The organism is Lysinibacillus sp. UBA6686, from assembly GCF_002455205.1.
GTDB classification, from domain to species: domain Bacteria; phylum Bacillota; class Bacilli; order Bacillales_A; family Planococcaceae; genus Lysinibacillus; species Lysinibacillus pakistanensis.
The window spans coordinates 95332-99192 of sequence record NZ_DKJS01000076.1; the positions used below are offsets into that span (position 1 = coordinate 95332).

Annotated in this window: 2 protein-coding genes and 1 pseudogene; all 3 read left to right on the forward strand. The window is 33.6% G+C overall.

What is annotated here, in order from left to right; translation table 11 throughout:
* Positions 1-348 precede the first annotated feature (348 nt).
* Positions 349-1170 (forward strand): annotated as a pseudogene (locus tag B2R82_RS20790) (beta-propeller fold lactonase family protein); the annotation flags it as partial.
* Positions 1171-2047: 877 nt separating this feature from the next.
* A complete protein-coding gene (locus B2R82_RS20795) occupies positions 2048-2518 on the forward strand; it encodes a DinB family protein (protein WP_286926821.1) in 471 nt (156 codons plus the stop codon).
* Between the two features lie 199 nt (positions 2519-2717).
* Complete coding sequence (locus B2R82_RS20800) at positions 2718-3023, forward strand: DUF3784 domain-containing protein (protein WP_286926822.1); 306 nt, start codon at positions 2718-2720, stop codon at positions 3021-3023.
* Positions 3024-3861 lie beyond the last annotated feature (838 nt).

A 3861-nucleotide genomic window follows, 5' to 3' on the forward strand; every position in this document is an offset into this window, starting at 1 on the left:
TTGCACCCTATAGTTCATACGCTTGCCGGGCGCACATACTAAGGCTCAAAACCTTGGCTAACAGGTTTAGGGCCTTTGTCTATGTTTATTAAAGTACATTTAAATTGTGTTCTGAAACCTTTGAATTTTACCTAAATTGTTTTAAAATTCTAAGGGTTTTGGGAACCAACTTTAAAAATTACCCTTAAACCCTTTGTATATTTGAACCATTTACATGTTCGATACATATTGTATCAATATATGATAGAAAGGGTGTACAGAGTGGAGAAAGAACACAAATATTTTAAAAAGATCAAGTTCAAATCAAATCCAAGTTGTCATTGTCATTGTTGTGGTTTTTGTTGCCCTTGTCATTGCAAGCCACCATTTTTACCTGTGCCACCAAGTTGTAATTATCTCGTTTATGTTACAGACGCTGGACAGTTAGTAACTCCTGATAATAGGGTATCCGTAATTGATACAGCTACGAATACTATAGTCGCTACCATTCCAGTAGGGACTGGTCCTCTAGAAGTAGCGATTACACCAAATGGAGCATTTGGATATGTTACAGCTTTCTTATCGAATAATGTAACGGTTTTTGATACTGCTACGAATACGGTAGTCGCTACCATTCCGGTAGGAGTCAACCCACTTGGTGTTGCAGTTTCACCAAATGGTACACTTGCATATGTTGCAAATCATGGATCTAATACTGTGTCTGTTATAGATACAGCTACGAATACCGTGACGACTACTATTCCAGTAGGACTCCAACCTCAGGGCGTAGCTTTCACGCCGAATAGTGCGTTAGCTTACGTTGCAAACGAAAACTCAAATTCAGTTTCAGTTATAAATACTGCTACGAATACCGTTGTTGCTACTATCCCTGTAGGAATCCGCCCAAGATCAATTGTTTTCACACCAAGTGGGCAATTTGCTTATGTGACAAATGAAAATAGTAACACAGTATCTGTCATTAATGTTGTTACTAATACGGTAATTGCTACAATCCCTGTAGGTTCATCCCCTGACCAAGTAACCATCTTACCGAACGGAACACTTGCATATGTTACAAATCAGGCGGATAATACTGTGTCTGTAATAGATATAGCTACAAATACAGTAATCGATACAATTCCTGGATTTAACGGTCCTACTGGTATAAAAACCGGAACAATCTGCTTATAAAAAGCCTTTTATACGAAGGATTTATTTCAAAGGACACCTGTTTTACTTGAATAAAATGATTTTGGGATAGCTGACGTATTCATCTTCTAAAATAATTGCTACTATGCTATCCTAGCTTTACATATTAATAACCCATACCTAGTTAGGCAATACCTACATTCTCTTAATGACCTGTTAGTCTTTCAATGTTTTTTATGAGCAAAGTAATAATTGCTTCAATTTCTTTCTCTACAATTATTCTAATGACTCGACCTCTATCTTGTACTTAGTTACTTCCCCAATGTTTTCATTCACATTTTATTATTGAAAGCTTGAATTCAAACTTGATACCGTAATTTAAAAAGTAAAGGTCTGCTTGAACCAGTATCATTACTTGTAGAATATCCAGAAAAATAATTTATATTTAATTGGCAAACCATTTCCTCAGTCTTAACTAAAGATTTTTCAATTTGAATTTATTCTACGAAATTATTTTTTTAATTAAGCTACCCAACATCAATCTAATCTTAGCTATAACGTAAAGACTTTTTTTAATGTATAAGTAACCTTCATTTGCACACATTATTATTAAGTGTATCGCACGCACTTTATATAGGCTGTGGCGTTAGTTGACCACCATGGCTTTTTTCAATTCCACAACTTTTGTCACGACAATTTTTAAATCACTACATTTGATTACTTCCGATTACATACGTTTTATCTTATTGTAATGATTTTTACTTCGGGATAGCATCCTTTTGCATTACCCGGACTTATCGCATGCGTTATCCCTAATATCCCTCACACATTAGTTTAGTAGATTTATAAAAAAACCTATTTCCCAACAAACATACATTCGTATATAATTGTAAATATACTAACTAGTGGAGGGCATATAATGAACGCAATCGATTTAATCCTTTTAAATTTCAACGAAGTGCGAAGACGTAGTATTAAGCTTTGGACGTCAATCCCACAAGAAAAATTAAATTGGCGACCAGATGATGAAGCTATGTCTTGTATTGAAATGATTAGACATGTTCTAGAAAGTGAATATTATTATCATCAGGCTATTAAAAATAAAGGGAGTATTCCTGTATTTGAATCTCCATTTGAAAAACTACCATTTAACACTGTTGAGGATGAATTAATTTTTGCAGGACAGTTTAGAGATGAATTTATAGAAACTATTAAATCATTTTCAGATGAAGATTTAAAAATTATTAAAATTGACCGTTCAGATGTTGGGTACATAAGAGACTTAGGAGATATGTTGCTAAGAATTGCCTATCATGAATCAGTTCATACAGGTCAATTACTCGATTATTTACGAACTGCAAAAGTTACAGTCCCTAATATTTGGGATTAATTTATCATTGGGTGTCTTCATTTATATGAGACACCTTTCCTTTTTTCAAAATCCTCTAGCACCTCTTTACTACCTTTTTGTTTTAATGGGGCATGTACTTAGCGTTAATTTTTACGCCTTTATTCAATTTTGAGAAATATGAAACCTTTTTTTATTCCAACCGTAAAATTGTTAGAACCAAAACCTGAGGTGACTTAAAATGATTGTTGGATTTATTACTTGTATAGTTCTTGCTTTAAGTATCATTTTTATGGGCTATCAAATCCATATAAAAAAGAAATTGTGGCTTATTGCAGGTTACCAAGAAGAAAGTTTTACTGGCGATAAAGATAAACTTGCTAAGCTATTTGGTATTTTCTCTTATATTGTAGGTATTGCAACTTTCCTATTGCCTTTTGGACTTGAGTATTTGGGTTCTATAAGCGGTATTATATATGCTGTTTGTATCTTTGTAGGTTCAGTAACCGTTATAGTATGGAAACAATTCATTAATAAACCAATTTAAAAGGGTCATATTCCTATTCGGTTCCTTGAGCTACTTGTCTCTGCACATTGTCTAAAGCTATCTCTCTGTAAGACATGCCTTCCACAATAAATGGTGGTTTCGCTTCTCTTCAAATGATTCAATACATTTAAGTTCCATCCTACTTTTATCTTTAGAATCCTTTAGCAATGCTGCCCCTACTCCGTATTGTGCTACCCAATTTTTGATAGGTTTGCTGTGCCCATATAAAAGCTTTTGAGAACTCGTTATGCATCCTTTTGAACTCTTTAATCGTTTGAGTGATGATGTAGAACATATCATTATATTCAGTTGCCTTCGCTTGCTATAGATTGATAGTTTGTCATAGGTTTGCCATTTCTACGGTGTGATATAATACTTTTGAGAACCTTAAAGGGCTAAACCAATTTGAGCTGTAACGTGTGACGACGCTGCAGCTTTTTTATGTTATCATTTACAAAATACATAAAGAGGTGATTCAACGAATATGTTTTTGGACATATTTCCGGGTTTATACCTTATTGGAAGGCTACTTTGTTTCATTCCTCCTATATTATTACTACCTGTTGTAATAGTGGTTTTTTGGAAATTTATAGAATTTTACTTGGAAAGGTATTACCAACTAAGGTTTATAAATTATTACTTGGCCCGATTGCCCTACTTGGATTTTTTATTTGGGCTATCCCGATGGACATGGGATTTTATGAGTTTTTTAGAGCGATATTATAATCGCTCTATTTTCGTTTTGTTCATTAGTTTGTTGAAGCGTTTGAAACGATGAAGTTTTTTATATGCTATAATTTACATATATTACATAAGTGAGTTAATTTCATAATTCTAA

What these genes read in the sequence shown, in the direction of transcription:
- B2R82_RS20795 (WP_286926821.1), top strand. Translation starts at nt 2,048, where the DNA reads ATGAACGCAATCGATTTAATCCTTTTAAATTTCAACGAAGTGCGAAGA.
- B2R82_RS20800 (WP_286926822.1), top strand. Translation starts at nt 2,718, where the DNA reads ATGATTGTTGGATTTATTACTTGTATAGTTCTTGCTTTAAGTATCATT.